This window comes from Virgibacillus dokdonensis (assembly GCF_900166595.1).
Classification (GTDB): domain Bacteria; phylum Bacillota; class Bacilli; order Bacillales; family Amphibacillaceae; genus Virgibacillus; species Virgibacillus dokdonensis.
In genome coordinates this window covers 3,385,181-3,409,793 of sequence record NZ_LT745763.1, presented here as the reverse complement: position 1 = coordinate 3,409,793, position 24,613 = coordinate 3,385,181, and the positions used below count along the sequence as shown (strand labels likewise).

Genomic DNA, 24,613 nt, shown 5'->3' with positions numbered 1-24,613 from the left:
TCGTTTATAAGGGGAAAGGGAGGGGTTTGTTGCAGAAAATATGGTGTGTTATCGTCGTCGTTTTTTTTGGGTTGCTGTTAACAGCGTGTGAGTCCGCAGATAAAGCAGATAGGGAAAAAGAAGCGAAAGCGGATGTTGCTGGATATTATGAAGGCGCAATTGAAATTCCAGATCAGCCCTTAGGCATCGAAGTGACCTTGCAAAAGCAAGCTAGTGAGCTATCTGGGACGATGAGCATTCCCGTTCAAGGGTTGCTTGATTATCCTTTGACAACGGTTAAACAGGATGGGGAGAAAGCGATTACTTTTACAACAAAAGTACAAAATCAGTACATTTCGTTTGAAGGGGAAATGGAATCCAATCAAATTACGGGGACATTTAAACAAAATGGCCAAGCTTTTCCCTTTCAATTAGCGAAAGCGAAACAAACCGCAGAAAAAGACGAAGAATTTTTACAAGTAGAAACAGCTGTTGGAACATTGTCTGCTGAGCTAGTGAAACCGAAAGGGAAAGGACCTTACCCAGTAATGGTCATTATTCCTGGCTCTGGGCAAACAGATCGTGACGGTAATACAATTGGTATAGCTGGAAAGAATAATAGTTTAAAACTGTTAGCAGAAGGATTAGCACATCAAGGTATTGCTACAGTTCGTTATGACAAACGAGGGGTTGGAAAAAATAGTCAAGCAAACATCAATGAAAGAGATATGCAGTTTGACCAATTTGTAGATGACGCTGCCGCTTTTATAGACAAATTAGAAGCAGATAACCGATTTTCTAAAATTGGTGTTATCGGGCATAGTCAAGGCTCTTTAGTAGGTATGCTTGCTATTTTAGAAAAGGATATGGATGTATTTATTTCACTAGCTGGTTTTGGTAGTCCCTCGGATGAAGGGATATACGATCAATTACGTGCACAGTCACAACTTCCAAAAGAATTACTTCGAGAAAGTGAAGCTATTTTGCAAAGTTTAAAAGAAGGAAAAACGGTAAATGAAGTGAGGCCTGAATTACAACCATTACTTCGAACGTCCGTACAGCCTTTTTTAATTTCATGGATGAAACATGATCCTAAAGCAGTCATCGCTAATTTACAAATACCAACTTTCATTGTTCAAGGAGAGCGCGACATACAAGTGCCTGCTGATGAAGCTACCATCTTACATGAAGCAGCACCTAACTCGGAATTATTATTGCTTGAAAAGATGAATCATATATTAAAGGACGCTCCGAAAGATCGCGAGGAAAATATGGCAACATATACAAATTCGGAATTACCACTAGCTGATGGGTTATTAGAAGGGATAATGGACTTTTTAATGAAACATGATTTCTTAAGCTAAATGAGCTTTGTAGTTATTAACCATAGCTAATATAGACACGAAGAAAATCCGAACTTGCAAGTATTTTGAAAATTGCAGAATGAAAGTTCGGATTTTCGTTAGCTATAATTCTATTGTTCCATCTTTTATTCCTTGGGCTTAGTTTACCACGCATTCGACAACTACTGGAACTCCAGGGTTAAGTGTATCACCATCTGGAATCGTTATTTCAGTTGTAGTTAGTGATGACGTATCAGCTGTTTGAAGTACACCGTTAAGATACAGATTGTAGTATGCTGGTGCAGTTGGAAATGCTGTAGCTGCCGCTCCTGTATCATCTGTGAAATCTGTTGCAAGAATATTAAACGTTGCTCCAGTACCTGTACCATCCCCAATGGTTGCAACAAACCTTTCTGCACCCATAAACTGTTTAACAATTGCCATATTGATCCCTCCTACTTTTTTAGGGAGTATTATATTTAATGTCCTTATTTGTCCATACCAAAATTACTCCCTGCTACATACAATATGCTTTCGTGATTTTTTTGAAGCGACGTTTAGCTTAATTGGAGAGAATCATTGTAAAAAGGGTTATACATGGCTTATTAGCGATTTTATTGACTAACTAGAAAAGATCTTAATAAATTGTAAAATAATTGGGACTCCATTTCTTGGCACTTCGCTTGGACCGACAAGAAGTGTGAGCGTTCCTGGTTGAACATTATAAATGGTAGGAGGTTGTAATATGCCATTTATAAATAAATTGATATAAGATACATCGTTGGGATTTAAAATATCTGAAGTGCTAAACTGTGGCTCTTTATCTTGATTCGTATATATTGTCTTTACCCCATCTGATAGTGCTGTGTATTGGGAAGTTTCTACATTTAAAACTTGAGATGGGGGAGGTGGTGTAGGCGGAATAGGAGGATAGCAGTTAAAATTGTTAATAATTGTAATGTCATGATCACAGCAACTGCAAGGCGACGATTTCTTACTGGAACATTTACAGTTACCTTGATGGTAATGAGAAGTACACCTTTGTTTTGATTTTTTGATTATCAATTTTTCTCCCCCTTTTTATAAAAAGAATGATTAATATTTCTTTTATCATCTTATTCAAGTTAGGTTAAAAGGGGGAGGGTTTTTATCTTGCACTATAGAAGCGTATAAAATTTTAGGCTTCATCGTATAAGTAAAACGAAACGTTTTAATACCATAAAGACTTGGTGATAGCTAAGTTGTTTCTAACAGATAGTTATTCACACTGCTATTTAGCTCCCTATCCAGGCCTATGCTATGATAGAAGAAATGAATCTTTTTGGGAGGTTAGGACATGCAAACGAAAGACCCTATTCGCTTAGATGATCGTATTTATCTTATTGACGGTTTCGATTTTAACATACCAAACCGCACAGGAGCTTATGTGCTTGATGAGGAGCAGTTAACCATTATTGAAACGGGACCTAGCCCGTCCATTAAGCATATCAAAGCGGGGTTAGAAAAATTAGGATTTTTATTAGATGCAGTGAAATACATCATTGTCACACATGTGCATTTAGACCATGCAGGAGGAGCTGGGTTTTTGTTGAAATCTTGTCCAAATGCGACAGTAGTTATCCATCCACGAGGGAAAAGGCATTTAGCCAATCCGAGAAAGCTTGCGGCAGGAGCTCGGGCTGTCTATGGCGATAGTTTTTCGGATTTATATGACCCCATTGTTCCAATTCCAGAAGAACGAATGATCGTGAAAGAAGATGGGGATACATTAGCAATCGGCAAAAACTGTACATTGCAATTTTTACATACACCAGGACATGCGCGACATCATTTTAGTATTTATGATTCGATTAGTAATGGTTTATTTACTGGCGATACTGCTGGGGTTCGGTATCAGTTATTAGAGGACCAAGGCGTGCCATTTTTCTTACCATCGACTTCTCCCAATCAATTTGATCCAAATGAATTACGTCAATCGTGGGAGCGCTTCGAAAATTTACAATTAGATCGGATTTACTATGGGCATTTTGGTATGACCGAACAACCCAATGAAGCATTACAACAAGTATTTACATGGCTAGACACCTTCATGAAAATTGCCGAAGATGCATATGCAGAAGGCGTAGGTTATGATCAACTTGCTGACAGAATGCTAGAGACAATTCGTGTGGAGCTGCGGGAGAAAGGAATTCCTGATGACCACGAGACATACATTATTTTAAATGTCGATATGCAAATTTGTGCGTTAGGTATCATTGATTATTTGCAAAAGCAAGAAAAAAATAAGCAGCCTGTTCATTAGGAAACAGGCTTTATTTAACTATAGATAGCATGAAATTTAGGGCTTACGCCATAAAGATGTGGCGATAAGCCAAGCTTTTCTAATCCTTACGTCTCATCTTCTGTTTTTAAGAAAGTGAGAATAAGGAAAATCGCAAAGCTAATAAGTAGAATCGTACCTCCAACGATAAACAATATCGTTATTACTGTTTCATTGAAGTTAAACGGACGTAAATAGTATAGCCACATGCCGATTGTTAAACCGATGGCACCGATAATCGCTGTCCATACGTGAAGTGCTGCAAGTTTTTTGTTAGCAGGCATGAAAATTTTATAATAAATCGCCCAAGCAAATAAAGTAAGCCATCCGACGACAAGAATATGTGCGTGAACAGTACGAAATTCATATCCGCCTGCACCTGCCATATGTGAGCCAATAAACGCTCCTATTACAGCAAAAATAGCCGAAAATCGCAGTAATGTTTTACTATACGTATTCAATCCAATAGCACCCCTTTTTCTCCCATTTTCATCAAGTCATAGATTGTTTCACTTTATCCTACCATAGTTTTATGAACGGAGTGTGAATAAATGGATTTTCTCTTTTATTTTCAATGAAAATAAAAAGTGCTACTTTTCATTATTTTTTATACATCGGAAAGCAAGAAATTTTAGGGTTAATCGTATAAGTATTCTCTCATGCCTATGATTCTCGCAGATAGAACCTACTATGAAAATTACGGTGCGACTTGTTTTTATATTTTCTAACGAAGCAAAGTTTACTTTTCCTTTATGCTTGTTTCAGCTCCAGCTGAATGGGACAATGATCGCTCCCGAATACTTCTGAATCAATTTCTGCATGTAATAATTGCTCTTTTAAACGATTGGAAACTAGGAAATAATCAATTCGCCAGCCAATATTACGCTCGCGAACGGTTTTCATATAGGACCACCACGTGTATAATCCCTCTGTATTCGGCTGAAAGTAACGTAACGTATCAATAAAACGGTCGTCTAATAGTCGCGACATTTTTGCTCGTTCCTCTAAAGTAAAACCGGAATTACCATTATTTGATTTATAATTACGAATATCGATTTCCTGATGGGCAACATTTAAGTCACCACAATAAATGACGGGCTTTTTTTCGTCTAACTCTACTAAATAAGCATAAAGTTGATCTTCCCACTGTAAGCGGTAGTCTAGGCGAGAGAGATCTCGCTTTGCATTTGGAGTATAGACATTGACGAGATAAAAATCTTCATATTCTAATGTAATGATGCGCCCTTCTTCTTCGGTATTCGCGTCACCAACGCCATATGAGACAGTCAATGGTTTTTGTTTGGTGAAAACAGCGGTACCAGAATATCCTTTTCGGACAGCGTAGTTCCAATATTGGTAGTAGCCTTCTAATGGTAAATCAAGTTGTCCTGCTTGTAATTTTATTTCTTGCACACAGAAAATATCAGCATCTATGCTATGAAAATAGTTTAGAAATCCTTTGCGAATACATGCTCTTAGTCCGTTTACATTCCAAGATACGAGTTTCATAAATTTTAATTCCTTTCTTTCAACTTAGGATAGTTTATCCCAGGTATAATGTGCTGTAAGCCCCCCATTTTAAGAATTGGAGATGGGAGCTGAACAAGTCTAAGTGGGAGATAATAGCACCTAAGTCCCCGATTCGTTCTGAGTCTTTTAGTCTACCCTTGCGGTACGAATAATCCGTGGGGGATGAAAGTAATCCCCCCACGGATTGAAGGTTTGCTTTATATGGAAATGAAGCACAGAATCATTGTAGCATATAAAACACAAATTACTAGAAATGCAATATGTAAGAATGAGGTAATCATCTAATTCATTTTTATAAAAAGAGACAGCATTGACAAAAAAGTGTATGAAGCATATAATACAGCTTAGTATTGTATTATATGCTTCATACACTTATGATTACGCTTTGAGTTAAAACTAAAAAAAGGTAGTAGACAATCAGACAAAAGAAATTCACATATTAAGAAAAATCATCGTATTTTACCTATTGTTAACTGCTGTTCAGGTTCGTTCTATGTTAGTTATCCTATGTGGCGTTTTGTAAGGTAAAAGTAAACAGGACCTTGAGGAAATTTGGGTAAGCGTAGTGTTTTCATAAGCGAGTCATGATACATCAATTTTTTTGCCTTTAGTGTATTAATCACATAATACACCGATGAAATGAGGAGCTGTTGCTATGAAAATAAATTTTAATCGTAGGGAGCCTGTTTATGTGCAAGTGGTTCGTCATTTTAAGCAACAGATTGCGATGAATATGCTAGAACCGGGACAGGAAATCCCTTCACGTCGAGAGTTGGCAGGCGAATTAAAAATCAATCCAAATACGGTGCAACGTGCCTATAAGGAGATGGAGGAGCAAGGCTTGATTTATACAGAGCGAAATTTGCCAAGTAAGATAACACGTAATGAACAAGTGCTTCAAGTTGTGCGGGAAGAGTTAATTATGGATGCGGTGGATCAATTGGTTACAACTGTTCAATCTGTACAAGTGCCACTTGATGAAATTGTCACCATTATAAAGGAAAAGTATGAGCAAGCAAATGCGGATAAGGGGGAAGAGCATAATGATTGAAGTGAACAATATTACGAAAAAATTTGGTCGTAAACAAGTGTTAAAAGGCGTAACCTTTACTGCTGAAAAAGGAGAAATAACGTGCTTAATCGGCATTAATGGTGTTGGAAAAACCACAATCTTAAATGCGATTATGGCTTTAACACCGATAAAAAAAGGAGAAATTTTGATTGATGGCGAAAAACTAAAGCCAAAAACTTTTAATCATATTACCTTTATCCCTGATGCGATTACGGTACTTCCGCAAATGACGATTACGGAATCGATGCAATTTATGAAAGATTACTATACGACATGGAATGAGGAGCGAGCACAGGAATTATTATCCTTTTTTAAATTAAATCCAGAAGACAAGATAGCTTCTTTATCCAAAGGAAATACAGCGAAAGCAAATTTACTGTTAGGACTTGCACTTGATGTCGATTATATCCTTATGGATGAGCCTTTCTCAGGGATTGATATGTTTAGTAGAGAACAAATTGCGAACGTGTTTACGAGTCATTTAATCGAAGACCGTGGTGTGATTATTACCACTCATGAAATTGGTGATATCGAGCATTTAATTGATAAAGTTGTATTGCTTGATGATGGTGTCGTGAAAAAGCAATTCTATACGGAAGAAGTTCGTGAGGCAGAAGGGAAATCGGTCATTGATGTGATGAGAGAGGAGTATCAAGGATGAAAAGCTATTTTCGCTTAACGGAATTTGAACTGGGCAGATTTTTTAAATTTTATCTCGTGCTTATTGGATTGACGATAGTTTCTCAAATAATTGGCGTGATCGCTGTATCTAAGGAGTATATGCAAGAGGCAAATGAAGCAATTTATCAAGATGGCTTATCGAAACAAGCATTTATGGACCAGCGTGGACTGATAAGCTTGCTAGACTGGACGAATTCCATTTGGTTTTTAGCGCCAATAGCACTTTGTGTTGTTACGTTGCTAATTTACATGTTTTTCATATGGTACCGGGATTGGTTAGGGAAAAATACCTTTATTTATCGCTTGTTGATGCTTCCGACGCAAAGAATACATTTGTTTTTTGCTAAAGCGACAACTATTTTCATCATGGTGCTCGGCTTAGTTGCTTTACAAGTGTTCCTTATCTATATCGCAGGAATTGTTTTAGAATGGATGGTTCCGAATGAGTTTATGCAAACGATGGGAGTATCAGAAGTGAGTGTTGCTTCACAATATGTAAACACGATATTACCAGCAACATTCACGGAGTTTGTACTATACTACGGTACTGGGTTAATGTTTGTCTGCATCTTTTTTACGGCAATTCTTATCGAGCGGAGTTATCGCTGGAAGGGTTTGCTATTTGCAATTGGGTACGTAGCAGTCGCAACGGCAGTATTTATGTCGTTAATCTTTCTAAGTATGGAATGGGGATTATTTTCTTTATATCCATTAGAATGGCTCATTTTGCAAATCATTATAGGAATAATAGTAACGGCAAGCTCCATATTCCTGAGCTACTATTTATTAACGAAGAAAATTACGGTGTAAGGGGGAAGAATGGTGGAACGATATTGGAAACTTATGTTTACTTCTTGTCTATTTGTTTTTGGCATTGGATTTTTCTACTTGCATGATACATTTGCTGAAAAAGAACTACCGGAATATACTTGGGAAAAACAGAAGGGAAATGAAGAGGTATTAGAAGATGTATTGGTGCAAGCTTATATCCAGGACGGTAGCTATATTGGGGAAACAATCCAGATTGCTGGAGAAAAAAGAAAGTACTTAAGCCAACTTAGCTTTTTAGAACGGCTAACTGGTGCAATGGATGATTTAAAAATCAAACAATTACAACAGAAATATCGCCAGTTTATGCGTGGGAAAGAGGAGAGTACGTATAACTTTTATGAAGATGAACGTATGCTGGCATATGCGAATGTGTCTTCGGAGTGGGATGGTAGCCAGTTTAAACAAAGTAACTTTGCCTTAGAAGTGGAAACAGTATCTAAGCGTGACGATGAAACAACCTCTTTTTTCATCAAACTTCCAAACCAAGGTCAGTATGATTACATGGATGTGGGAGAGGTAACAGTTTTGGGAGATAAGCTCTATGTTCTTACACAAAACGACATGTTAGTAGATGATGAAAGTCAAAGTGAAATGCGGCTATACACGATCGATCTTACAAATGAAAAACTAATTAGTGAACAAAGGTTATTTTCCGACAAGGAAGAAAACGTGAAAGGAGATCGAGAAGTAACTTTATTGCATGATACAGATGAACTTCAAGCAAGTAGCTATATAGCTGTTATGACTAGAAATTTAGACGAAGATGACCAGACAAAGCAACTTCGGCTATTTGATATAAAGAAACAGGCAGAATTGTCGGTTGATGTTTCAGAAAAAATGCTAGAACAAGAAGTGATAGCTGATATGAGGGCTCAAACGTTCTACTTTATTTACGAACAGAAAGGCAAACTAAGCGTGACGCCTTATCAAGTTGCCGAACAACAATTGGATGATCCAATTGAAATTCCCATTTCCGATGCTATCGACGTCAACACGATGAAGTATACGAAAATCATTCATGATAAGCTGTACCTCTTGTATGATATGAACAGCTACATGGGGGGAGAAGGCAATGCCCCACAAATAAAAGGTAACCCACCATTAATGTATGTTATTGACCTAAAAGATAAGGCTTTACGTTATGAAGGAGAATTAACACCGAACAATCAGACTGCGAAAAAGGCATCTATCATGATCGAAAATATGTATGAAAATGAACAATGAACGATAAAAAAGTATTGGCGAATTTGCACGTAGAAGTGTAGGGCGGTTACTCCACATCTAAAATACTGATTCCCTTATTTCAAGGACTGGAGATGTTTGCTGTAAGGATGTGGTTGGTGCTTTAATTAGCGCCAACCACATGGCTATAAATTTGTTCCAGTTTTTCCTGAAATAAATCCATATGCACAATTCTCGCTTCACGCAAATATTCTTTTCCTTCGACGAAAAGTAAGAGTACAGGAACGGTAAATACGGAGAATCTTCCAGCGACTTCTTCCACTTGTTCGGCCTTGATATGCGCCGTAGCAATTTCTGGGTAATATTCCATTAACGCCTCAACTTGTGGTAATAATCCGTGACACACACTACAGCCTTCGCGGGAAATATATAGAAAAGCGAGCTTGTTTTGTTCGATAAACGTATCAATGTCTGTTAAATTTGTTATGACAGTAAACGAATGTTCAGCCATTTGCTATCCCTCCTGACTTTAGCATACCATATTCGTAATTAGACTTCTTGATTTACGTTCTAGCTGGTGGAAGAACGATTCATTGTCTTATATCAAAAAATATGAAGGTTATTTATGATAGGAAGGGATATAAAGATGGAGCGAAAATAAGGGAATATAAAAGAATGTCGAGCTAATTTAGATGAGTATTGGGACAGGATTAAATACATAATTTTACGTTACTTGCATGCAGTAGGAGATGGAAAACAACACCCCTACTGCATGAATTTTACTTAGGAGGGATTGGAGTTATTGGATCAAGGCAGGTTATACCAATAAATTGATTAAGGTCCACTGTTAAACAAACTCCAGTAGCTATGAAATCCGTTATCTTCTTATCAATATGATCATCACAATAAGATCGTTTATCGAAAGATTGAGAAAACTTTTTATCCTTGATTGGTAATAAAAGTTCTAATCGAACACAACATTTGCTCCCTCTTAAGAATTTTTTTGCCCTGAAAAATGGGGATTCAATTTCTTTGAAGGATTTTTCGGAACAATGATTATGATGCTTAGTCATAAATCCTTTTCCAATAAACGGCTTGCAACTGTTGCGGCAGTAAAGCAAAAATGGAATAGTTGTATGCCTATTGAAAGAATTCTTGTGGTTTAATTGTTGAATTGATGCATAGCAGCTCGTATCACAAGTGTCCTTGTTTACTTTGTCTTGTGCATGAACAATGCTTTGAACTATATCGCATACACAATGTTCTCGATGTTTGGTGGAGTAGATATTATTTTGGTTAGAGCAACCCATCTCTTTTCACCTCGCTTACTTTAATTGTATTAAGCATTATGACTTCAAAATGTTTTTTGTTATTTATCATCTGCAATAAAAACGGTGTGAAGTTTATAAGAAATGCTATAGTATAGCTTATGTATTTATTTTCATATAGCTTGTATTATTGTGTATTTTTAAAAAATCATTCAATTACCTTGTTTAATAATAAAGGAAAGGTACTAGACTATAAAAAATGTATACATGCTGTAAGTAAAGTGCCGTTTCTGTTTAAATGTAAAAGCATACCATAGTATAAATCATACAAGCTTGTATTGATTTTCCCATGAAAAGTTTTCCTCTAAGAAATAGTTGTAATAGTTCTCCCCATATTCTAGACAGTTTCATTTATTAATTTAACTGTGGCATTAGTTCGACATGAAGTCGGGCTAATGTCTTTTTTTATTATAGGAAAGTAAATAATTTTATATTTTATTGTATAAGCAAAATTACGGATTTTGTCATAAAGAATTGGTGATTACCTAAGTTTTCTCACGTCATGTGCTCAAAAGAAGAAGAAGTCATGAAATGTTTAACACTGTTCATTTTAAAAATAACAATACGAGGAGATTATTTAATGTTATTTCATGAATCTATGCATCGTAATTACGGTTGTCAGGTTAGCACAGATTGTTTCGTTTTGGTAGTCAGTTTTATCAATTCCATGCTAAAAGACGAATACCCTACCACACTTCTTTAAAATTCATATATTACTAATGTAAACTAAGAAAGGAGAGATGAGAAAATGAGTTGTAGTTCTAGACATCATGACTTTGACAGGAAAGAAGATTTCCGACGTTTAGAGGTGATTTTGAAGGATATTCTATTCCAACTTCAGAAGCAACAGCAAAAGCAATACCAGAATCAAGACCAAGATCAGTACCAAGATCAGTATCAAGGTCAGGCACAAAGTGATCGGACAAAATTTGAAAACATTGGAAATCCAAATGTAATCGTGAAAAATGAGGCAAATGCATTATCAATTGCAGCTATTGTGATTTTGTTAAGCTTCCTCAACGATTATAAAGACAATGTTGTCATTGATAAAGATGCTACTAGAGAAATTGTCAACATGCTAAAAGAACTTGACAATTCCTCTGAGTAAATAGTTCATTATCCTATCAGGGGCTAAATAGGCCCCTGATAAATTGGTTTATTATATTATATGTAGTTATCGTTTATGTGTGCTTGTATGCGTAAGTTGAAATTTACTAAAAAATAAATTTAAGTTTACTATAAACATTGGTTTCAAAGAGAAATAGTTTAGATTTAATTGCTAAACAGCTATGAATAACAAGCTTGGTTGATTTTTATTTTTAGAAAAGATCAATATTTAGCTTTAATAACAAATACCCTAGTTTGAATCATTTGTGAAGACTTCGAATCTTACTAGAATAGGATTGGGTTTAAATTAAATTTTAAGCTAGTTGTAAAAGGTATATTACTTTTTCTGTGTCTTTAAAAAGTAATTATTATTTCTCAAAGATAGGAGACTATTAATTTTAAATGAGGTATATGGCATTGGTGGAAATAATGTCTTATTACAATTAAAGCCCTTACGGCTCCTTATATTTAGCATATGGTATATAGAAATATATTATAGAAAGGATGAATATAATTGTTAAATCCCTCCACGGTTAGAGAAGCATTATTAGAGTTATTAAGTCAAGATGTCCAAATTACTACTAATTTTGGAATGATAACTGGTACTGTTTCCCAAGTGAAAGATGATTATACGGTTATTACTGAAGTTACTAATGCTCAGGTGTTAGTACCAATTGATAAAATTGAACTTCTTAGTGAAGTATAAAGGGGGTATATAAATGTTTAGAAATAGTTTTGCTGCTGAGCTTAGGACACGTGTAGGTTCTAATGCAGAAATAGCTACAGATAGTAGTTTGACAGAAGGTGTTATTTTAAAGGTAACTTCACAATTAGTAATAGTAGAGGAGGATAGTGGTTATGGACCAGAAAAAGTATATATAGCTTTCAATTTCATCAATTTTGTACGCTTTTCTTAAAGATATGAAATGGTTTGTTAGTGATAGTTAGCGTTTTTATTGTTTTATTTTGTAAAAAAAGTACAATTTCTCTTTTCGAGGAATGGTACTTTTTTTAAATGATAGGTTTCTTGGAGATCTATATTTTATAAGAATAGTAACTTTAAGGAATATACATTTTTAAAAGGGTTCAATTAAACTATTTTGTATGAAAATTAGAATCGATTAGGATTATACAATATATCCAATGTTGCCCAGTAGGAATTATCTTGGAGGCGGAGTAGATGTCTTAAGCGCAAGGTTATATAAATGAAATGATAAATATTTCAGAAATGCACATCGTATATTGGTGGATGTTTTAGCACACGGAACTTAGATATATAATGTTGTTATTTTAATTGAACAAAGGTAATAGGATAAATATGTAGAAAAATAAACAAACCAAAACAAAACGAAAAGGTCTGAATCCGATTTAATATCGAGTTCAGACCTTAATAACGGCTGTTTCGTAAGTTTATTTGCATAAATTATAAGGGTTGTATTTTATTTGTCGGTGATCAAAACGAATGAAGTGACTATCATTCTGTTAATAATGAAAGGGAAAAACTCTAAGAATTTAGTAAAAGGTTATATGCATGAATTGATTTATTAGGGCATATAATATATAGATACTAAGCCGATTTTATCCATAAACTGCTACAAGAATCAGATCTCGTTCAAGAAAAGGCGAATGAGTCTAAGGAGATAACAGTATTTCAATGCCCGTCTTTTTTGGTTGTACCCTTGAGAAGCGAACAATCAAGGGAGGAGCAGGTAAAGTCTATTGATTGTAGGTGTATTTTATTAATAAATTCTATTAAATTTTCACTAATATTTTTACTTATGTTCTTTTTTGTAAATTTCCTCACTAATTTTATTAGTCATTAATAATGCTTTTATTCCTTCATTCCCTGATACAGAAGGTTCTTTTTTAAACCTAATACAATTTAAGAAATCAGTTAGTTGTACTTGTAATGGTTGAATAGAATCATCGACTGTAAGGGTTTTAGTAAAAATAGAGCTTTGTATTTTGATTTCTTTCTTTAATAAATTGGCTTCAATAAAAGCATCTTCAGTGAGGATTTGAATGGTTCTAACTTTATTTTGCGATTTAAAACTGGCAGAAAGCTGTATGATGATCTCCTTTGTAGATGCGGCAATTACAACTGCATGTTTAATTGTACCATCCATAATTTTTCCCAATGCTTGAATGTCTATGAATGTATCTTGAAGGATTTCTTGTAGAATATAAATATCATGAATCATTAGATCGTTCACAACATCGACATTTTCAAGCCTTTTATTATAGGGACCCATTCTTTGAAATTCAATACCAATTATTTTTTTATTTTTTATTAATTTTAGGAGTTCATGAATCAATGGATTAAAAAGTTCAATGTGGCCTACTTGAATGATGACTCCTGCTTTTGACGATTTATAAATTAAATCTTCTGCTTGTTCTACTGTACTAGTCATAGGTTTTTCTAATAACATGTGTACATTGTTTTGAATGCAAATTAAGCCAATATCATAGTGGAACTCCGTAGGGACAGCTATGCTTACAGCATCAACTTCTTTTAATAGGTAATTTAATGATGAAAACGGCTTTATATTATATTTTTTAGCAATTTTGTCTCTTTTAATTGTATCTTTATCATATATACCAATAAGCTGGCAGTGATCATACATGGATAAATACGTCCGTATATGATTTTCTCCCATATTACCAGTTCCAATTACACCAACTCTCATATTAAAGTCTCCTCACTTTGAATTCTAATTCTTTTATATCGTATGCATTAGATAGAAAGAGAGATAGACCGCTATAACAATAAATTACAAAATTGGCAATTGACTAAGTATATATTCTTGCTGGAGGGGGGAGTAAGATCAATTTACTCTTTATTGCAAAAGACACCTCAAAAATGATTAATAGAAATTTTCATTATTTAGAACAAGAGCTAAAAAATTTGGTGAACTTGATGTTATGGAGAGAATCTGGACACATTGACTATATTATTAATCGACTAGACGTTAAACCGGATTTTATACTAATTTTAAATGATATGGATAGGAAAATGTCACCAATGATAAAAGGGCTTGCTCATATTCATATACCCACAGGATTATTTGTTAATGATGTTCACCGTTTTGTAAGTCTTAGACGAAATTTTATTGAAAAAAATAATATTACGTATTTATTTTCTGTGATCAGGGATAAATTTCTTCAAATATATTCTGAATATCAGAATAAAATGGAGTGGTTTCCACATTTCGTTAATACAGAAATATATAAGAACTATGAGTTGAAAAAAGATATCAAGTTATTATTAATGGGTGCCGTAACGGATTTATATCCTTTAAGACAAAAGATTATTAAGGCGTATGAAGGAAACGCTAATTTCATTTATCACAAGCATCCAGGTTATCAATATTTTAGAGAAAAAGATAACAATGAGGTAATAGGAGAGAATTATGCGAAAGAATTGAACAGATCAATCTTATTTTTTACTTGCCCATCTAAATTTAATTATCCAGTTATCAAATACTTTGAAGCGTTGGCTTGTAAAACTTTGTTATTAGCACCTACCTTTAAAGAACTAGAAGATATTGGTTTTATTCCTGATGTACATTTTATAGCAATAGATGAAAATAATTTTGCAGCAAAGGCAGATTATTTTTTATCGCATGAAGCGGAACGGAAACAAATAGTTGAACAAGGATATCAATTTGTTCATCAACATCATACTGTTCAACATAGAGCGCAACAGTTAGTCAAGATAATAGAAAGAAAACTAAACTATCCATTATAGAATGAGGAGGTTTTTTGCTTGTCTCATATATCGGACACCGCACAGTTTGGTGATAACGTTATCATCGAGGATGATGTCCATATTGGTGATAATGTGATAATAGGTCATAACTCTGTCATCTTACGAGGAACAAAGATTGGTAATAATGTAAGTACTGGCTGTAATTGCGTTCTTGGTATTAAGCCAACGGTTAATAAAAGAATGAGAAAAACTTCTAATTTTACCGAATTAGTAATTGAGAGTGGCACGCGAATTGGGCATCTAGTCTCTATTTATTCTAGTACACGAGTTGGTGAGAACGTATTTATTGGTGATCATGCAAGTATAAGAGAAAATACTATAGTTGGAGATGAAACTGTTATTGGTCGAGCAGCAATAGTTGAATTGAATACAAAAATTGGAAAATCATGTACGATCCAAACACAATCGTATGTGACAGGAGATACCGTAATAGAAGATAATGTATTTATTGGTCCCTGTGTATCCATGGCTAATGATAAATATATGGGAGCGCAGAGCTACAATTTAAAAGGCCCGTATATTAAACATGGAGCTAAAATTGGCAATAACGCATCACTATTGCCAGGGATAAAAATTGGAAAAGAAACAATAGTAGGCGCAGGTTCTGTTGTTACTAAGGATTTAGAAGATAGGATAGTTGCTGTTGGTGTTCCAGCAAAGAGAATAGATTTATCGTAATGCATGACTAAATTTAAGGTTGAAAAGAGTTGATGAAATGATAGAAGAACTTAAGGATATTAAAGTTTTGATGCACAATCAATACGAAGCAATTGGAAAGAAAATTTTTTTATTCCTATTACTTTACTGGAAAAAGGATACGATTTAGAAAAAGAATGGTTAAACACTAAGAATACATTGAAGAGCTACTCCTATTTTTAACATCCCCTCAGAAAAAAATGGAATACTAGCTAAATTTGAAGGTAAATACATGTTCTACGAGGAATGTCCTACAGATCCACCTAGTTTTATTTTAAACGGTTTCATGTTTGCGTTAATTGGATTATATGATCTTTATAAACTAACTGGTGATATAGAAACAAAAAAATTATATCGAGAAGGAATTATTTCACTAAAAAGAATGCTACCTTTATATGATTTGGGGTACTGTACAGCCTATGATTTAACGCAATATACAACGGATGGAGGGTATCCAAATGTAGCTAACTGGGGGTATCATATTACTCATATTCATTTATTAGCTGCTTTAAACTCGATAGAAAAGGACACAAAAATGAACAAGGTATTGCAAAGATGGAAAGGTTATTTAGAGGGGAAAAGATTTACTATATAGTTACAAATAAAGAAAAGGATGATATACGCACCTCTTATATGTTTATGAATGGTTTTGAAAGTGTATGGGATATATGTATTTGCTACAAACCTGATCTGAACAAGTGTGCACTTGTTCGGATCAGGTTAAAGTCATATTAGAAGCCAGCGTCTTTCATCGCTAGTTTTTGGTTATACGATGTGTAAACCACTCGTTGGAGAGGGATCATCGTCTTTAAAATGAATGGAGTAGGATATTATGAATCACGTGAGCAGTCCTTCCATCACCAAAAATGGAAGGAGAATAATGGGGGAGTTTAAGATGATTAACTTTATCTAATATTTGATTTGTTTTATATCCTGCAAGATGATTCCAACCGGTCTGTACAGTCTCCATCCATTCTGTTTCTTCTCTTAGCGTAATACATGGAATTCTGAGCATATATGCTTCTTTTTGTAAACCGCCCGAATCCGTTAAAATGGCTTTTGCTTGAGAAACTAATGTCAACATATCAAAATAATTTACGGGATCTATTGTCTTTATATGAGATGAAGTAATGAAATGATCAAGTTTAAAGTGTTGAATTTTATTTTTAGTTCTAGGATGTAACGGAAGAATGATTGTTTTATCTAGTCGTTGAAACGCTGTTAGTATTTGCTTTAAACGCTCAGGTTCATCCGAGTTTTCAGCCCGGTGAACAGTTGCAATAAAATAGTTACCAGCTGTAAGTGATAGATCATTTAGAATGGTTGATTGTTGAATTGCAGGATCTTTAAAGTGTATAACGGCATCGTACATGATATCTCCCGTTAAATAAACCTCTTTGTCAATGCCCTCCTGCTTTAGATTATGAATGGCAGTTTTCGATGGGCAAAATAATAAATGTGATAAATGGTCGGTAATGATTCTATTAATTTCTTCAGGCATTTTTTTATTGAAGCTACGTAAACCAGCTTCCACATGTGCTATCGGGATATGAATTTTTGATGCCGCAATGCTCCCTGCTAGTGTCGAATTCGTATCTCCATATACGATTACAATATCGGGTTGAACACTAAGCATAATCTTCTCTAATTCGAATAGCATTTTAGCGGTTTGCTCTCCATGAGAGCCAGAGCCTATACCTAAATAATAATCTGGTTTAGTAAGTTTTAATTGGTCAAAAAAGATGGTAGACATATTATGATCATAATGTTGACCTGTGTGTACCATAATTTCCTCTATCTTTGACTGTGCCTTGATTGCTTTAGACAGCATGGATGCTTTAATAAACTGAGGCCTTGCGCCCACAACAGTTAATATCTTCATTTTTTCTCCTTTCTATCTAAGGGTTACATTAGATGGTTATAAATATTTATATTCTACTAAACAATTGTTGCGCATGAACCGCAAAAATAAAAAATATAATAAAAAAAGAGTTGTTATTAAGAACAAAGGAAAGGGGCATGAAATATGTCTAGAAAAGTATGCATGCTTGTAGCAGAACACCCATTCTTAGATTCGAGAATTTTCAAACGTGAAGCCAAAAGCCTATTAAAATTGGGTTATGATGTAACACTAATTGTTCCTAGAAAAGATGGATATTTATTTGACATTGATGGTACACCTTTGAAAGATAAATTTACTTCTAAAACGTTTACTTATGAGGGAATTAAAATAGTTACTTACGATTTTGAAGAAAGCAGAGCACCATTAAGTAAAGTCGTAGCCCCTGTTTCTCAGTGGGAGAAAGGTTTTAATAACCCATTAACAGAGCTTGGGATACAACAAGATGCAGATATTTATCATGTTCATGAATATTTATCCCTTTTTGCTGGAATAGGTGTGAAAAGATTATTGAAACAAAGAAATAAAAAAGTAAAATTAATCTACGACAGTCATGAATTAACTCCGGATCCCTTTGATTCGAGAAATCACGTAAATCACCGCAATAACTTGAAAGAAAAGCTACTGGTTATGCTGAAGGAAGTAGATCAAATCATTACTATTTCCCATTCCATAAAATCATGGTTCCTTTCTCAAGACCCCACATTTTCTGTAGAGGTCATTTATAATTCACATCCATTAGCTAAAAACTATCAAACCAAAGAATTTACTGGAAAGGGACTCATAGCTTGTTATGAAGGTAATATTGATTATAAAAGAGGTAGTAAAAATAAAATTATACAGATTACTGAACAATGCGCCACTTCCATCGATTTTCAATTCAAGATTATAGGTGGAACAAGGTTTGGTGAAACATTTGAACTCCCTAATCATTTAAGCGATAAAATTAAGTTAACTGGATGGGTGGACTATTATTCTATTTCACAGCATATGAAAGACGTAGAAATAGGTTGGATCGATTATGAAGAGTTAAATACTTCGCTTAATCGTTCTTATGCGATGCCAAATAAGTTTTTCAGCTTTTTAAATAATGGTGTTCCGATTGTAGTAAACCAATGCCATGAGATGGAATCTTTTCTACGGACTCATCGTTGTGGATTAGTAATTAATAAAAAACATGCTACAGCTTCAGACTATGCAGAAGCTATGCTGTATTTAGCCAGCAATAAGAAAATGTTGAAACAAATGAGCTTAAACGCTAGAAAAGTAATGGAAGAAATCTATTGCTGGGAGAAAATGGAGAACAGACTAAAGAATGTGTACCATCGCTTAATCCCGTAATTAACATCATCGTTTCTGTTCTCTCTTTGTCATGCGTTCATAAGAATTTACTTTGTGGCATGGCGTTTCACCCAATTTATCGTCGAGGCAATTCCATCCTTGAAGTCGGTTTTATTATAAGTGCCAATTAATTTCCGCAATTTTTCTACGGAGCCTCTATGACTAGTAACATCAGATGTTCTATTTGGCTTTTTTAGGACTTCACCATTATAATTCATTTCATCAATGATTGTTTCAATGATATATTGAATGGATAACTGTTGATCAGTCGTAATGTTTACAGTATCTCCCGAAGGAATCAACGGATACAATTTAACTACCATATCAACAGTATCTTTTACATAAATATAGTCTCTTGTTTGTTGACCAGTGCCATGTATCTCTGGAGTTTCATCAGCTAGTATTTTTTTAATTGTAGTGGGAATAACACCAGCTAAAGGTCCTGTGAAGCTTTGTCTAGGTCCGTAGTTATTAAAAGGTCGAACGATAAAAGCATCTAAATTAAACATTTTTACATAAGACGTTAACATTAAATCAGCAGCAGCTTTACCTGCAGCATAAGTCGTTGTCGGATCTAATGGATGATTTTCATCCATCGGCTGGTATTGAGAAGAACCATATGCTTCTGATGATGAGAAATGACAAAGTGTGTGAAATAGCTCTTTACGCTGTAATTCTAATAAATTCTTTAAGACAATAACGTTTGTTAAAAAAGCATCAGCTGGGTTCATAAATGAATAGTTCAATGCTTTGGTTGCACAATTAAAAACAATGTCGATAGTATGCTTTTCCATAATGTAGTTTAAAGCTTCTTGGTTTTCAGCATTATCGATGTAAAGTATTGCATTCTTTGCTAATGCGGATGTTAGGTTATTTTGAGTACCAGTAAAAAGATTATCAATAATAATGATTTCTTTAGCTTTTTTTTCTAATAAATGATCTACTAAATGACTTCCAATAAAACCGGCTCCGCCAACAATTAAAATGGTACTGTTCTCCAGTGGTACACGTTTCAGATTTGCCACTTCCCTTCTCGTATTTCCATGTTAATAGTTCATTCGTGATTGCCCGCCATCTACGCTGATTGTAGAACCTACAATCCAAGCCGCTTTGTTCGAGGCCAGAAATACAGCAATATTACCAACTTCCTCTGGCTTACCAAGTCTCCCTGCAGGTATGTTGGATTTGGCGTAATTATCTAAAAAATCAGGATCGTTTTTTATTCGACGTGTCCACTCCTTATTTGGGTGGAAGATAGCACCAGGGGCAATACCGACGACCCGAATATTATACTTTATGACTTCAGAGCTGAAAGATTTTGTAAAACTATTTAAAGCGGCTTTTGAAGCATTATAAGCCGGTACGCCACCTGCTTCCTTGCCGTAAATAGAGGAAATGTTTATAATTACGCCTTCTCCTTGTGTTATCATGTGCTGACTTACTAATTGGCTTAAGTGAACGGCAGCGATAAAGTTGAGGTTCATCGTTTTGTGAAAAAGAATGGGGGATGTTTCTGAGACAGTTTTTCCATAGCTAGCCCCTGCATTATTAATGAGGATATCTATCCCATTGAAATCGGTTATAAAATCAGTAATTAATTGTTTTCTTTGGTAATCATTTGTGAGATCATTCGTGTAAATTCTCACATCCAGTTCTTTGTTTACTTCTTCGAGTTCATATTTTGTTCTAGCTACAATTCCGACGTCAGCGCCTTCTTTTAAGAAGGATGCAGCTATTGCTTTACCAATTCCTCTTGAACCGCCAGTGACAAGTACTTTCTTGCCCTTTAATTGCAAATCCATAAGCTATCCTCCAATTTCTCATATAGCCGTAAACAAATAATGCAATGAGAATGCATTCAATTATATGTATGAATGTTTTAGTTTGGTTGTTAATACTTTATAGTATTAGATAAAAATTCTGTTCAAGAAATGAGGTTTTAAAATTGAAACGAAAGGTGTGCATGCTCCTATGTTACCTTCCCTTTCTAGACTCCCGTATATTTGAATGTGAGGCCAAAAGTCTCGTAAAGCATGGTTATGATGTTACCATCCTTGCCCCACGGAAAAATGGTTTTTTATTTCATATTGATGGAAAACCTTTTTCCAATCAATTTCGTGATGAAATTTTTCATTATCACGGTATGAAGGTCATTGCCTATGATAGTGAAAAGCGATCTTCTGACTATTTAGTCGATCCGCTTTTTCAACTAGGACTGAAAGAGGAGGCGGATTTTTATCATGCTCATGAACTGAATTCTTTTTCATATGGGAAAGAAATAAAGCGTACCTTAAAAGAACAGCAAAATAAACAAGTTAAATTAATCTATGATAGTAGACAAATAACCCCTGATCCAATGTCTTCAAAAATAAATGCTGAAACAAAACAAAATTGGATGAAGATGCTCCAAGAAAATATTAAAGAGGTTGACTTTATTATTACAGTATCTGATTCGATTAAAGCCTGGTATCTAGCTATAAATCCATTATTGCCTGTAGAAGTCATCTATAATGCTCCTCCATTAACACCAACTATCAAGGAGAAAAGTACCTCTGATGACTCGTTTGTGATCGCACATGAGGGGAATATATCAAAAGAAACTTTTGAGAAAATAAAAGCGATTACCAGTGATTATAATGGAAAGAAAGGTATTCAATTTAAGATCATTGGTGGTTCAAGATACGGGAATGAGATGCTTTTAATCCCGAATCACTTACAATCTAGAATAAAACTAACAGGGTGGGTGGACTACCAATCTTTGCCATTGACTATGTCAGATGTGGATCTTGGTTTCATCGATCTAGATCCTTCCAGTTCGCTGAATAATGCCTTTAACATGCCTCATAAGCTGTTCAGTTTTTTAAATAATGGAATCCCTGTTGTAGCCAACAAATGTAGTGATTTAGAGAAGTTTATCAAAACGCATCACTGCGGGATTGTCATTGATAAGTTAACACCAAGCTCTTTAGATTATATAGAAACGATAAAATATGTGGAACAGCACCCGGATGAATGGGAGACAATGAAAAAAAATGCTAGAAAGGTAATGGAGGCTACTTACAGCTGGGAACATATGGAAAAAAGATTGTTGTCAGTTTATCAATCCGTAGATGCCAATTCATTGCCATATCTACTGTCTTAGTAGGTGCTACTATTTCTGGGGGTGTACGATGCAGGTAGATGTTTGTTTTTTAGTAACGGAGCATCCTTTTTTAGACGCTCGTATTTTTAAAAAGGAAGCCAAAAGTTTGGTGGCACGAGGATATCGAGTAACGATGATTGTACCTAGAATAAACGGCTATCTTTTTGATATTGACGGTGGTAGGTTTACGGAAAGCTTTCTAGAACCTACGTTTTATCATGAAGGTGTAAAAATAATCACCTATGAGCAGATATTTTTCGAAAAAAATATTAAAACATTGGATCACAATCTCCAGTCGAAAAAGACACACAGGTTTATAGATATGTTAACACAACTTGGAATAGAGCAGAATGCGGACATTTATCATGCCCACGAGTTTTGTTCTCTTTATTCGGGCGTCATTATCAAACGCACCCTATTGTTAGAGGGAAAATCGTGTAAGTTAATCTATGATAGCCATGAATTAGACCCTGACCCTTTGATAGAGCAACCAATACAAGTCTTAAAAATAAAAAATCGCATGCTGAAAATAATGGTAAAAGAGATAGATTACTTGATTACTGTATCTGAATCTATTAAGGAGTGGCATTTGTCTTTGAATGCTAGTCTTCCCGTAGAAATTATTTATAATTCTCCACCGCTTGCTCATGAATATGTGCCAAAAAGAAGGTCAAATTCTGAATTAACGATTGTGTATGAAGGTACCCTGGGTAAGAAAAGAGGTAGCTTTGACAAATTTATTCAAATGTTGGAGTTAGCTAATAAACAAAGGACTATACACGCTAAAATCATTGGAGGCTGGAAGAAAACTAACTATGATGTTGAGCTTCCCGACCTTACCAATATAAGTGAATATATCCAATTTACTGGTTGGTTGGATTTGAATTGTATACCAGAAGCGATGAAAGATGTAGATATAGGATGGATTGATTTGGATGCAAAACACTCCTTGAATAATGATTTTGCCATGCCAAATAAATTCTTTAGTTATTTAAATAATGGCATCCCTGTTTTAGTAAATCAATGTAAAGATATGATGGAATTTATTCAAACCTATAACTGTGGTTATGTCGTTCCCAAAAAAAGGGCTACTGCAGAGGATTATGCAGAAGCCTTAGTCAGCTTAGCTAATAATAAGCTTGATAAAATGAGTTACAAAGCACGTGGAATCATGGAGGCTATGTTTAGCTGGGAGCATATGGAAAATAGGCTCAGGAAGGTTTATGAGCAATTAACGAATGACTTTTGAATAATAAAGCGTGGATTAAATGTTACGAAGCTGAAAGGGGAATGTTTATGAGAGTTTTACACTTGCCTTATGGTGCTCCTATGATTGAATTATGTCGGGGATTACGAGACAAAGGGATAGAAGCAACAGCATGTCACTTTAGTGATAACAGATATAAATTCCAACCGGATATTTGCCTTCATTTAAACTCCTATCCACCTAATGAAAGAGAAGAAAAAGTTACCGAATTCTTCTACGAGGCGATACAAACTTACCACATTTTTCACTTTCATTTTGGAGAAACTTTTTTTCCTGACAAAAGGGATTTAGCTATTTTAAAACAAGCTGGAAAGAAAATGGTTGTTCATCACCATGGTTCGGATGTTCGATTGTTATCCGTTGCAAAGCGTTTCAATCCATATGTCCGTGTTAAACCTGAATGGACGGAAGAAAAAATAAATAACAATTTAGCGACGTTATCATCTTATATGGACCATGCCATCGTTCAAGACCCTGAATTGCAAGAATATACCTCGCACGTCTATAAACATACCCATGTAATTCCGCATGCCATTAATATCCGTGAGTTTAAGCCCATCTATCCAGATGTAAATAACAGAGCACCACTCGTGGTGCATGCTCCTACATCGCGTAATCTTAAAGGAACAGAATTTATATTACATGCTGTGGATGAATTAAAGCAATTGGGAATATCTTTTCAGTTTAAATTACTCGAAGGATTGACATATGAAGAGACGAAGGATTTGTTGTCTCAATCAGATATTGTTATAGATCAATTACGAATTGGGGCTAGCGGATATATTAGTTCAGAAGCTATGGCATTTGGAAAGCCCGTTATATGCTATATAAGGGAGGATGTAAGGGGAAAGTATCCCGGGGAAATTCCAGTTGTAAACGCAACTCCTTCTACGATTACTAGCGTATTAAAGAAACTCATTCAAAGTCCTGATAGATGGGAGGAAATTGGAAAAAAGGGGAGAGAATATATTGAAATATATCATGATTCACAAATTGTTGCTAATCGCTATCTTGAAGTTTACAACCAATTATAACCACAACCTTACAGGAAAAACTTGAATTTGTAATCCTATTGCTAATGTCCAATCATTTTATAAATGTATTCGTATAGTATATTATCTTTCT

26 protein-coding genes are annotated in these 24,613 nt (G+C 34.9%); 16 read left to right on the top strand and 10 right to left on the bottom strand.

The window, feature by feature from the left end; genetic code table 11:
• Positions 1 to 29 precede the first annotated feature (29 nt).
• Positions 30 to 1,343, top strand: coding sequence for an alpha/beta hydrolase family protein (locus tag B2C77_RS17465; protein WP_077706205.1), 1,314 nt, complete (start codon positions 30 to 32; stop codon positions 1,341 to 1,343).
• Positions 1,344 to 1,481: 138 nt separating this feature from the next.
• On the opposite strand, the gene B2C77_RS17460 is transcribed toward B2C77_RS17465, so the two are convergent.
• Positions 1,482 to 1,766, bottom strand: a complete 285-nt coding sequence (locus B2C77_RS17460) for a DUF4183 domain-containing protein (RefSeq protein WP_077706204.1) — start codon at positions 1,764 to 1,766, stop codon at positions 1,482 to 1,484.
• Between the two features lie 177 nt (positions 1,767 to 1,943).
• Positions 1,944 to 2,387 carry a DUF4183 domain-containing protein gene (locus B2C77_RS17455; protein ID WP_073006265.1) on the bottom strand — a complete coding sequence of 148 codons (444 nt, stop codon included), beginning with the start codon at positions 2,385 to 2,387 and terminating at the stop codon, positions 1,944 to 1,946.
• A gap of 271 nt (positions 2,388 to 2,658) precedes the next feature.
• Here B2C77_RS17455 and B2C77_RS17450 point away from each other — a divergent pair, with 271 nt between their 5' ends.
• Positions 2,659 to 3,624 carry an MBL fold metallo-hydrolase gene (locus B2C77_RS17450; protein ID WP_077706203.1) on the top strand — a complete coding sequence of 322 codons (966 nt, stop codon included), beginning with the start codon at positions 2,659 to 2,661 and terminating at the stop codon, positions 3,622 to 3,624.
• An 86-nt stretch (positions 3,625 to 3,710) separates the two neighbouring features.
• Here B2C77_RS17450 and B2C77_RS17445 read toward each other — a convergent pair whose 3' ends face one another.
• Positions 3,711 to 4,103: a hypothetical protein gene (locus B2C77_RS17445; protein ID WP_077706202.1), complete on the bottom strand. Its 393-nt coding sequence runs from the start codon at positions 4,101 to 4,103 to the stop codon at positions 3,711 to 3,713.
• Positions 4,104 to 4,392: 289 nt separating this feature from the next.
• On the bottom strand, positions 4,393 to 5,151 hold the full coding sequence (locus tag B2C77_RS17440; RefSeq protein ID WP_077706201.1) for an exodeoxyribonuclease III: 759 nt from the start codon (positions 5,149 to 5,151) through the stop codon (positions 4,393 to 4,395).
• Positions 5,152 to 5,827: 676 nt separating this feature from the next.
• Here B2C77_RS17440 and B2C77_RS17435 point away from each other — a divergent pair.
• Genes B2C77_RS17435 through B2C77_RS17420 form a run of 4 tightly spaced genes read left to right on the top strand, consistent with a single transcriptional unit; the run spans position 5,828 to position 8,980 of the window.
• Complete coding sequence (locus B2C77_RS17435) at positions 5,828 to 6,223, top strand: GntR family transcriptional regulator (RefSeq protein ID WP_077706200.1); 396 nt, start codon at positions 5,828 to 5,830, stop codon at positions 6,221 to 6,223.
• A complete protein-coding gene (locus tag B2C77_RS17430; protein WP_077706199.1) occupies positions 6,216 to 6,905 on the top strand; it encodes an ATP-binding cassette domain-containing protein in 690 nt (229 codons plus the stop codon). The genes B2C77_RS17435 and B2C77_RS17430 overlap by 8 nt, the downstream gene beginning before the upstream one ends.
• The gene (locus B2C77_RS17425) at positions 6,902 to 7,735 is read left to right on the top strand and encodes a hypothetical protein (RefSeq protein WP_077706198.1); all 834 of its coding nucleotides are present in this window, start codon (positions 6,902 to 6,904) and stop codon (positions 7,733 to 7,735) included. The genes B2C77_RS17430 and B2C77_RS17425 overlap by 4 nt, the downstream gene beginning before the upstream one ends.
• A gap of 12 nt (positions 7,736 to 7,747) precedes the next feature.
• Positions 7,748 to 8,980 carry a hypothetical protein gene (locus tag B2C77_RS17420; RefSeq protein WP_077706197.1) on the top strand — a complete coding sequence of 411 codons (1,233 nt, stop codon included), beginning with the start codon at positions 7,748 to 7,750 and terminating at the stop codon, positions 8,978 to 8,980.
• Between the two features lie 121 nt (positions 8,981 to 9,101).
• On the opposite strand, the gene B2C77_RS17415 is transcribed toward B2C77_RS17420, so the two are convergent.
• Both B2C77_RS17415 and B2C77_RS22555 read right to left on the bottom strand, forming a co-directional pair.
• Positions 9,102 to 9,449, bottom strand: a complete 348-nt coding sequence (locus tag B2C77_RS17415; protein WP_077706196.1) for a thioredoxin family protein — start codon at positions 9,447 to 9,449, stop codon at positions 9,102 to 9,104.
• Positions 9,450 to 9,717: 268 nt separating this feature from the next.
• The gene (locus tag B2C77_RS22555; RefSeq protein ID WP_077706195.1) at positions 9,718 to 10,248 is read right to left on the bottom strand and encodes a CotY/CotZ family spore coat protein; all 531 of its coding nucleotides are present in this window, start codon (positions 10,246 to 10,248) and stop codon (positions 9,718 to 9,720) included.
• 766 nt (positions 10,249 to 11,014) lie between these two features.
• Between B2C77_RS22555 and B2C77_RS17405 the strand changes: the two genes are divergently transcribed.
• From B2C77_RS17405 to B2C77_RS17395, 3 genes are all read left to right on the top strand, one after another.
• Entirely contained in the window at positions 11,015 to 11,374 is a 360-nt protein-coding gene (locus tag B2C77_RS17405) for a hypothetical protein (RefSeq protein ID WP_077706194.1), read from the top strand.
• 513 nt (positions 11,375 to 11,887) lie between these two features.
• Positions 11,888 to 12,079: a DUF2642 domain-containing protein gene (locus B2C77_RS17400; protein ID WP_077706193.1), complete on the top strand. Its 192-nt coding sequence runs from the start codon at positions 11,888 to 11,890 to the stop codon at positions 12,077 to 12,079.
• A gap of 13 nt (positions 12,080 to 12,092) precedes the next feature.
• Positions 12,093 to 12,290: a hypothetical protein gene (locus tag B2C77_RS17395; protein ID WP_077706192.1), complete on the top strand. Its 198-nt coding sequence runs from the start codon at positions 12,093 to 12,095 to the stop codon at positions 12,288 to 12,290.
• Between the two features lie 855 nt (positions 12,291 to 13,145).
• Here B2C77_RS17395 and B2C77_RS17390 read toward each other — a convergent pair.
• Positions 13,146 to 14,060: a Gfo/Idh/MocA family protein gene (locus B2C77_RS17390; RefSeq protein WP_077706191.1), complete on the bottom strand. Its 915-nt coding sequence runs from the start codon at positions 14,058 to 14,060 to the stop codon at positions 13,146 to 13,148.
• A gap of 173 nt (positions 14,061 to 14,233) precedes the next feature.
• Between B2C77_RS17390 and B2C77_RS17385 the strand changes: the two genes are divergently transcribed.
• From B2C77_RS17385 to B2C77_RS17375, 3 genes are all read left to right on the top strand, one after another.
• Positions 14,234 to 15,121 carry a glycosyltransferase gene (locus tag B2C77_RS17385; RefSeq protein ID WP_077706190.1) on the top strand — a complete coding sequence of 296 codons (888 nt, stop codon included), beginning with the start codon at positions 14,234 to 14,236 and terminating at the stop codon, positions 15,119 to 15,121.
• An 18-nt stretch (positions 15,122 to 15,139) separates the two neighbouring features.
• Complete coding sequence (locus tag B2C77_RS17380; protein ID WP_077706189.1) at positions 15,140 to 15,820, top strand: acyltransferase; 681 nt, start codon at positions 15,140 to 15,142, stop codon at positions 15,818 to 15,820.
• A 193-nt stretch (positions 15,821 to 16,013) separates the two neighbouring features.
• Positions 16,014 to 16,433 (top strand): D-glucuronyl C5-epimerase family protein, encoded by a 420-nt coding sequence (locus tag B2C77_RS17375; protein ID WP_077706188.1) that lies wholly within the window; start codon positions 16,014 to 16,016, stop codon positions 16,431 to 16,433.
• A 213-nt stretch (positions 16,434 to 16,646) separates the two neighbouring features.
• Here the strand turns inward: B2C77_RS17375 and wecB are convergent, their stop codons facing one another.
• A complete protein-coding gene (gene wecB, locus B2C77_RS17370; RefSeq protein WP_077706187.1) occupies positions 16,647 to 17,720 on the bottom strand; it encodes a non-hydrolyzing UDP-N-acetylglucosamine 2-epimerase in 1,074 nt (357 codons plus the stop codon).
• A 144-nt stretch (positions 17,721 to 17,864) separates the two neighbouring features.
• Here wecB and B2C77_RS17365 point away from each other — a divergent pair, with 144 nt between their 5' ends.
• A complete protein-coding gene (locus tag B2C77_RS17365) occupies positions 17,865 to 19,079 on the top strand; it encodes a glycosyltransferase (protein WP_077706186.1) in 1,215 nt (404 codons plus the stop codon).
• Positions 19,080 to 19,126: 47 nt separating this feature from the next.
• On the opposite strand, the gene B2C77_RS17360 is transcribed toward B2C77_RS17365, so the two are convergent.
• A complete protein-coding gene (locus tag B2C77_RS17360; protein ID WP_254843994.1) occupies positions 19,127 to 20,104 on the bottom strand; it encodes a dTDP-glucose 4,6-dehydratase in 978 nt (325 codons plus the stop codon).
• Positions 20,105 to 20,125: 21 nt separating this feature from the next.
• A complete protein-coding gene (locus tag B2C77_RS17355; protein ID WP_077706185.1) occupies positions 20,126 to 20,881 on the bottom strand; it encodes an SDR family NAD(P)-dependent oxidoreductase in 756 nt (251 codons plus the stop codon).
• Between the two features lie 143 nt (positions 20,882 to 21,024).
• Here B2C77_RS17355 and B2C77_RS17350 point away from each other — a divergent pair, with 143 nt between their 5' ends.
• From B2C77_RS17350 to B2C77_RS17340, 3 genes are read left to right on the top strand one after another with little or no spacing between them, the layout of a single operon-like run.
• On the top strand, positions 21,025 to 22,221 hold the full coding sequence (locus B2C77_RS17350; RefSeq protein WP_077706184.1) for a glycosyltransferase: 1,197 nt from the start codon (positions 21,025 to 21,027) through the stop codon (positions 22,219 to 22,221).
• A 28-nt stretch (positions 22,222 to 22,249) separates the two neighbouring features.
• Complete coding sequence (locus tag B2C77_RS17345; protein WP_176087362.1) at positions 22,250 to 23,470, top strand: glycosyltransferase; 1,221 nt, start codon at positions 22,250 to 22,252, stop codon at positions 23,468 to 23,470.
• Positions 23,471 to 23,517: 47 nt separating this feature from the next.
• The gene (locus B2C77_RS17340) at positions 23,518 to 24,522 is read left to right on the top strand and encodes a glycosyltransferase family 4 protein (protein ID WP_077706182.1); all 1,005 of its coding nucleotides are present in this window, start codon (positions 23,518 to 23,520) and stop codon (positions 24,520 to 24,522) included.
• The last annotated feature ends 91 nt before the right edge of the window (positions 24,523 to 24,613 follow it).